Source organism: Pseudodesulfovibrio halophilus DSM 5663, from assembly GCF_059568665.1.
In genome coordinates this window covers 292,800-299,420 of sequence record NZ_JCANTV010000013.1, presented here as the reverse complement: position 1 = coordinate 299,420, position 6,621 = coordinate 292,800, and the positions used below count along the sequence as shown (strand labels likewise).

The 6,621-nt window shown below is 46.2% G+C and carries 8 protein-coding genes; 4 read left to right on the top strand and 4 right to left on the bottom strand.

The annotated features are described in order from the left end of the window. A partial coding sequence (locus BR24_RS13490) for an integrase core domain-containing protein (RefSeq protein ID WP_496542005.1) occupies nucleotides 1–284 on the top strand: 284 nt, incomplete at its 5' end. Between the two features lie 328 nt (nucleotides 285–612). Here the strand turns inward: BR24_RS13490 and kwaB are convergent. The 4 genes from kwaB to BR24_RS13470 are packed head-to-tail and all read right to left on the bottom strand — an operon-like array spanning nucleotide 613 to nucleotide 3,406. Then, nucleotides 613–1,569: an anti-phage protein KwaB gene (gene kwaB / locus BR24_RS13485; protein WP_496542004.1), complete on the bottom strand. Its 957-nt coding sequence runs from the start codon at nucleotides 1,567–1,569 to the stop codon at nucleotides 613–615. Then, entirely contained in the window at nucleotides 1,566–2,168 is a 603-nt protein-coding gene (gene kwaA / locus BR24_RS13480; protein ID WP_496542003.1) for an anti-phage protein KwaA, read from the bottom strand. Before kwaA ends, kwaB begins: the two co-directional genes overlap by 4 nt. An 11-nt stretch (nucleotides 2,169–2,179) precedes the next feature. After that, nucleotides 2,180–2,875: a DarT1-associated NADAR antitoxin family protein gene (locus tag BR24_RS13475; protein WP_496542002.1), complete on the bottom strand. Its 696-nt coding sequence runs from the start codon at nucleotides 2,873–2,875 to the stop codon at nucleotides 2,180–2,182. 3 nt (nucleotides 2,876–2,878) lie between these two features. After that, on the bottom strand, nucleotides 2,879–3,406 hold the full coding sequence (locus BR24_RS13470; protein WP_496542001.1) for a DarT ssDNA thymidine ADP-ribosyltransferase family protein: 528 nt from the start codon (nucleotides 3,404–3,406) through the stop codon (nucleotides 2,879–2,881). A gap of 709 nt (nucleotides 3,407–4,115) precedes the next feature. Between BR24_RS13470 and BR24_RS13465 the strand changes: the two genes are divergently transcribed. From BR24_RS13465 to BR24_RS13455, 3 genes are all read left to right on the top strand, one after another. Further along, on the top strand, nucleotides 4,116–4,346 hold the full coding sequence (locus BR24_RS13465) for a hypothetical protein (protein WP_496542000.1): 231 nt from the start codon (nucleotides 4,116–4,118) through the stop codon (nucleotides 4,344–4,346). An 845-nt stretch (nucleotides 4,347–5,191) separates the two neighbouring features. Further along, complete coding sequence (locus BR24_RS13460; protein ID WP_496542010.1) at nucleotides 5,192–5,410, top strand: hypothetical protein; 219 nt, start codon at nucleotides 5,192–5,194, stop codon at nucleotides 5,408–5,410. A 41-nt stretch (nucleotides 5,411–5,451) separates the two neighbouring features. Continuing rightward, complete coding sequence (locus BR24_RS13455; RefSeq protein ID WP_496541999.1) at nucleotides 5,452–6,555, top strand: tyrosine-type recombinase/integrase; 1,104 nt, start codon at nucleotides 5,452–5,454, stop codon at nucleotides 6,553–6,555. The last annotated feature ends 66 nt before the right edge of the window (nucleotides 6,556–6,621 follow it).

The window sequence follows — 6,621 nt, the reverse complement described above, 5'->3', positions numbered from 1 at the left end:
ACGGCGTTGAGCTGGACTTTATCCAGCCGGGCAAGCCGACACAGAACTCATATATCGAGCGCTTCAACAGGACATATCGGGAGGAAGTATTGGATCTGTATATCTTCGACAGCTTGAGCGAAGTCCGCCAAAGCACCGAGGAGTTTGTCAGGGAGTACAATGAGGAGCGGCCTCATGAATCTCTCGGCAACATGACGCCAATCGAATTTGCAGCCCAGAGGGCAGGGGGGACCCCCTGCCCTCTGGGCAACCTCAAAAAACCGGTCGGAAATCTCTACACTTAACTGGCCCTAAGATGGGGGGACTTTACAAATTCTCTGGCGTCCCCAAGGGGATTTGAACCCCTGTTATCGGCGTGAAAGGCAAGAAAACGAAACCCGGAAGGTCGCTTATTTACATGATTTCAGTGGGTTGGGAAAGACACAGATCGCATGAAAGTTACGTTTGAAAGGGGTGGGGACACGGGGGAGACACGTAAAGTGATGCCTTGAGCATTAATTTTTCATCAAGATCTTCATTCCCAAAAGGGTCGTGGTGAAAGCCCCGACCCTTAGTCTTCTTCACTTAGCTTTTAAGGTCCTCCGATGGCTTCCCTTCATTCGTTATGAACGATCATTCAGTTAGGATGTTGTCCTTTGCAAGGCTGTCATAATACTGGGAGGTAAGCTGTGAGATTAGATAGTCATCATTGAGTAGTTTTAAAAACAAAGTGCGCGCTTTTTTTGTATGAAGTACCAGTTTGTCCTTGTTTGCATTTGCTTTTAAGCTCGTTTTGAGCATCGGGTGATTTTCAACAAAGCTAACAACTGTTTCATTAGGTATTGTTCCAAGAACTGGTGAGGTCGATAGAACCTTCGTGAGTTTTCTTGAAAATGATACATTCTCAATCTCTTCAAGCAGGAAGTTGGGATTTTCGAGTATGTCAGCAGCACGAATGTTATCTACACCTTTCTGTGCTTCCTTTTTGATAATATCTGAAAACCCAAAGAACCTCTCCAACGATTTTAAATCACATATGAAGATTTCGTCGTTGAATTTAAAGAATTCAAACTTTGAATTAATTTTGATTATATCAGAGTCAAGTTGGACGAACCTATTCAGGTTGGATCTATACTTCATAATGAAGGAACTATCTTTTTTGATCAAGCTGACAGGGTAATGTCGCTTATATAAGGCTAGTTTGTTCTCATCGTTTCCAATTAGCACCAGAAAACCTTTAATGCTTCCCATGTTGTCATTTTGAAATGAAAACTGTGGAAGTTCAGCATCTTCAAGTATCGTGTCGAGCAATTCTAGCTCATTCGGAACATCATCCAGATCGTATTTGTACACCACGTTGCTTCGTTCATCAGCTGCAGACAGAGGGAGAAGTGAAATGGTTTCGTCTTGTATTATCTTGTCGTCGAGGTTTTTGACGAACTGGTCTTTAAGATTTTCTTGGGCATCTGCTTCAAGATCAGCAAACTTTGCCGCTAATGCATCTCCATTTTTTAATATGAAGTAGATTTCGGCCCCGATGTGTTCTCCTGTGAAAGGTATCAATGCATCACGTAGTTCTTGAATGGTCATTGTGATTTCCTCGCATAAAAGATTTTTTGGTCTAGTTTCATATAAAAGACTTTATCTGATGTGCTGAGTTTTTCTTTTGAAATAAGAATAACACCTGACTTATCTTGCCCTCTAAAGTCTCCGTCTACTTTGTAAATATGGTATCCAAGTAAAGCCAGTGATGGGTTTGCATAGAATATATTGGTTTTTATGTATACCATCCCAATAATGACTAATAAGACTGCCATTACAAGGATGTATCTTGTTTGTGACAAGTCGAAGCAAATTAGGGGAATGATATAGGTAGTAAGGAATGTGAGGTGCTCGTAGTTGACATTCTCGACGTTGGATATGGTGAGAGGAATATTTGAACTGCCTTCTAGTTTATATTTGAATCTACTTAAAAATATAAGTCCGAGTGCAAGCAAAATAACTGAAGTAATTGGTACGCTATTCCTTTCTATTATAGGGACAATCCCAATGAACTTACAATGATCACCAAAACATATTGGTATATCCACGGTTATAACTATTATGAGTAAGAATAACGGCCATAGGGACACAATGAATAGTTCTACTTTTTCCCGTGTTTTGGCTTGGCCTTTATCTGGTTTTGTCATAGTGGTGCTACTTAGTAGCTAAGATGTTTTTGAATATTAGTGCCTTCCTTCGACTTGTCGTAGATGGTTTTCGTTAATTCAAAAAACTTGTCAGGTTCAATCATTTTGCCGCAGATCATATCGTTTGCAATTAGCGTCCTGAACAAGGCTAAAGAGAAGGCTTGGCAATTGATTGATTTTTTTGGATTAAATTCGATATCGGTAAAGGCTGTGTATTGGTCTAGTTGAGCCAACAACTCAGGGTTGTTTAATAGTGTATTAATGTACAACCAATCATAAAAAAAACTTTGAGGATTGAGCTTGAATGAGTAATCAAAAAAGTCAAAACGAACCAAAGGGCCTGAATTTTTTATTCGGAAATCTTTTTTTGCACTTCGAGAGTCTGCAAATATGAGATCAGTATATGGGCCTCCATTTTCAAAGACTTTGCTTCCTTGAAATGCTGTCTCAACAGAGAACTCTTTGTCATTCTTTTTTGTTTTAGTTTTGAGATTGAATGCACTTAGTTTAACACCTAATTCTATCGGCGATTTGCTAGATACTTCTAGGATGTTTTGTATCCCTCGAAAATGCCCCTGATTATGAAGATCTTCGATTGATTTCTGTTTTTGACTTACAGAATACCCAGGATGCCATTTGAAATGGACATTAATCATCTTAACGCCTAATGATGATAGGGAGGCTACGAATATTGGGCGGGTGGCCATTTTTTACCTTCTAAAGGTGTTGATGTTTAATATTTTGTTGAGAGGAACCCCGTAGGGGATCAGTATTTCTGATTTCTTTGCGTTGTTCTTTCTTTCTTGGTTTCCCTCAACTCTAAAGTCTAAGAACTGATATATCCCATCAAGGTCAATCGCCTCTTTTGCTTCATCAGCCGTCAGTAGTGGAACATCAACTTTATTAGAAACATCTGCGGTATACATAACCTCTTCATTGTTTAGCAATGTTAGGTCGATTTCTAGCCAGCATGTTTCGGTGATCCTTCCATCCTGCCGAGCACAATATTCCATTGGATGATTTGTGTCGAAGCAAAGATGTACGTATTGGTTGACTCCCTTTCTGGCATCTGCTTCATGAGACCAGTCGTTCCCGCCATATCGAATGTCCGGGATATTTTGCCCCCGAAGTACTGTTAGTGGAAGGAGTCCGTCGTTTCGTATAATTGATTCGATGTTGGCCCTATCTGTGAAGTGATAAACTGCGGCGACTCCGCGATTAACTAATGTTTGATACATGTGCTCCCTCTCAATAAATTATGGCTTCAGGTAAATGTAAATAGCAAACCCGATAAAAAAGTACCAACAATTTTAAAAAAGTAAAGCACTATAAAGGGTCTTTTGTGTATGGGGCTTGCCTCAAGCCTAAAGATCGCCGTTTAGGTGAAGCCTTAAAGGCCTACACCTCATCCGGAGCACTGTCTAATCCCATTTTTTTAAGGTCCAGAGATGTGGTCTTTAGAATTCCTGTTACGATACATTCGCTGAATGGGAGTATGCCCCTTATTTCTATGGTGGACTGAAAGGTCGGTCCTTTGCTGCCCTTGGGATTGCCCAAGCAAAGAAGTGGATTCAGCTTGTTGGTCCACTGGGTGAACACTATTAATGGAAAGAAGCTTCAATCGGGCTAATCCAGCATTTTATAGACTTTCTATTATCCCTTGAGCCTGACCCGAAACTGCCATCCCCGTCGCCTTCGCATACTGTTATCGCAGCACGGGAAAAGCGGTTTGGTCAAGACCGTGTGGCTTTGCCACACGCACGAAGTGCTTGGTCTTGACCAAAGCGACGTCCGTGCCATTCTGCGTTGTAGGCGACGGGCGGCAACAAAAAAACTTCAGAAAGTACGGCCTGTGATTGGAAATCGGAGAAAGTGCCGTGGTATCAGAAGCCATAAACCTTGATACAAAGGAGGCACTACCACCGATCTGGTCGTCATAAGTTCGCGATGGAATCCGAACTGATGACGACATACGAAGCCTACGGCTTCAACGCTTACCGCCGTTTTTCCAAAACAAACGGCACCCTTTCCGAAACCAACGCCGGTTCAACACAACCCCATTACCCGATGAACGGCTGGACCAGAGCGCCAGCCATTGCCAACGTCCCCGATGGTCACTTTTCTGCATCTGCCGCAGACGTAAGACTTATGCGCTTACGTTGTGACATTCCCTATTAACTGGACATTCATGAAAGATTCTTCTTTCTCTGGGAACAGGGCATTCATTTATCCCGTAATTTGAGTTGTGTGGCAGCTTCTGCCACGGGCGGTCCGCTTCGGACCGCTTGGCCCACCCGGAGTGAGACGGTATCACCGCCTTGTTTCCGGGAATTGAAAGCTGATCTTTCTTGTCCAATTGGCGTTTCGGCTCCGAGCCGATACCTTTTTATCCATGTCAGACGTCCCGCAGGGACGACGGACCTTCATGACAAGACCCTTGCTTAGAGTATAGTTGCGTCAGGCATTCATATTTTCAAGAGAAGCCCCTTTCTGGGGCTTCTTCTGCGTCATGAGCAAACCAAACAAAGGGGGTCGTCTTGCGCCCCCCTTCTAGATTTGCATTTCGGCTTTTTGGCGCCGCCTTCGGCGTACGAAAAAAGCCGAAATGCAAATCTATTCATCCCCTGCGCGCGCGGTTTCGGTCGCGCCCCCCAGCGTCATTTGATCCGCAGCAGCGGCGCTCGCTTCCGGCAAAGCCGTACGCGAGCGCCACTGCTGGAAACAAATGACAAGGGGGTTTTGCAAAAAGCCAACTAAAAGGCCCGGGAAAAAGAAAACGCAAGGGGGCTTCTCAGTGTTTTCCCCTAACCAGTCAGGGAGAAGGGCTGGACGAGGAAAAACCGTCTTCCAAAACGACTTTTTCGACCGCTTTTATAACAGTCCAATTTAATTGAATATAAATTTTCAAAAACCTACCCCTGAACCTAGAGATTTTCGTTTCGCACGTTGTAAGCAGGCGGGTTAACCAACAATCAGGATGGTCGTTTGTGCCCGATGTGTTGAAGGTCAAAGACGTGGCGAGGATGCTGAACTGCTCCGAAAGCTTGGTGCGCCGAGCTGACATGAAGCAGCGTCTTGGCGCGCTCACTGTGGGGAAGCGCGGGATACGCTTTCACCGTGAAGCCGTCGAGGCTTACATGCGGCAGGGAAGCGTTGATGCTCCAGAGCATGAAGTCTGCGGGGAGCGCGGTACTCCCCGTCGGCGCAAGGTCAAATTGACCAGTGCCCACAGCCTTTGGTAATATTCAGGCAATAAGCGGCCTTCCGGATAAGGAGATACCCAATGCCCTATAAGGAAGGCAAAAAGTGGCGGGGAGTGGTGCGGTTTACCCCGTCAGCCGGAAGGCAAATGCGACGCACCCAGCTCTTTGACAAAAAGAAAGATGCAACGGTTTGGGAAAATGAGACCCGCAAGGCGCTGATCCAAGCAGATCGCCAGCACCAGAAAGACCTGAGCACCGTTGGTCGGGCCTTGACGGTGGGTGAATGGGGCGAACGATACATGGATTTCGCCGAAAGCACGATGTGCCATTCATCATACTGTGAAAAGCAAGTTGCCTTGCGTCGGCTGATTCAGCATTTGCCGAATCGGGAAAAGACATTGGTGGGCGAACTGAGCACAGCTCTTGTGCTGGATTGCCTGACAAAGGTCTTTCGCGAGAAAACTGGCAATACGGCCAACAAGGACAGGAAGAACCTTTGCGCTGGCTGGAACTGGGGCGTGAGATACCTTGGCATGGACCGTGTGAATCCGTTCCAACTGGTGGACAAGTTCCCGGAGAAGCGCCAACCGCGTTACGTGCCGCCCCTTGATGACTTCCGGCGTGTGCTGGATTTTGTCGGGCCAAGGGAAAGAAAACTGCTTCTGGTTACCTACCACACGGCAGCCCGGAAAAATGAACTGTGGCGCTTGCAGTGGGAAGAGGTCGATTTCGATGGTGACATGATCGGCCTATGGACGCGCAAGCGACGTAGCGGCAATGACGAATTCGACCTAATTCCTATGTCCAAGGCGTTTCGGGCCCTGATGGCCGAGTGGCGATTGGCGTCTGGTGGAAGCGGCTTCGTGTTTGATGACGCTTTCGATGACTTAAAGGATCCGAACAATCGCTGGTTGAAGAGGGCCTGTGACGAGGTCGGTGTCCGACGTTTCGGCTTTCATGGCATTCGGCACCTCTCCGCAAGCATCGCCGTCCATAACGGGGCAAACCTGCTTGAGGTTCAGCAACTGCTTCGGCACAAGTCCGTGGCCACGACGCAGGGGTATGTCCATCGGGTGGCGAGAACGACCGGGGCGGTGGATGCGCTGGACGCTGCGCTGAGCAAGCAGTCCGGTGAAAGAAAAGGCAACCGTCATGGCCTGTTTGGCAAGGCTGCCGGAAGCTGACATGGGTCTGAAGACACATAGGGGAGACACGAAAAGACGAAAAAGGCTTACGTGAATCACGTAAGC